1 protein-coding gene is annotated in these 506 nt (G+C 35.6%); it reads left to right on the top strand.

Features of this window, described 5'->3' with window-relative positions:
• Positions 1 to 135: 135 nt before the first annotated feature.
• Positions 136 to 506: IS200/IS605 family transposase (gene tnpA, locus CP355_RS10055; RefSeq protein WP_098044456.1), on the top strand; the 371-nt coding region annotated here is incomplete at its 3' end.

Here is a 506-nt window from a genome sequence, read left to right as displayed (position 1 = left end):
CGCCAAAATGATAGGCTAAGCTGCTCATTCTCTTCATGATTTCACCTCCTCGTATTATTGTAATTTGATTATAGCCTATGTATATCTTATAATCCACAGTAAACAGATATGTAATAGATAAAAGGATATTGGACTATGAATTATAAAAGAGACAAAATAAAAGACGCAGGCTATGAAAAACACTACGTCTATAATGCACACTATCATCTAATTTGGTGTACTAAATACCGCAATCAAATCTTTACTAACCAAGACCTTGCACAAGAGATGCGAGACCTGCTCAAGCAAATAGCTGAAGATAATCAAATCAAAATTGAAAAAATGGAGGTAATGCCTGAACATATTCATTTGCTTATCAGCTTTAGACCATCAAAATCAGGTTCAAGCGTAGTCAAAGCACTCAAAGGAAGAAGTGCTTTTTTATTCTTCAAGAATCATCCCGAAATTAAGCAAAACAAGATGTGGGGCGGACATTTATGGTCACCCAGCTATTACTTTGGCACGGT

It is taken from the genome of Lactobacillus sp. UMNPBX4 (assembly GCF_002554115.1).
GTDB classification, from domain to species: Bacteria; Bacillota; Bacilli; order Lactobacillales; family Lactobacillaceae; genus Lactobacillus; species Lactobacillus gallinarum.
The sequence above is the reverse complement of the archived record's forward strand: the minus strand, read 5'-3'. Positions and strand labels throughout refer to the sequence as shown.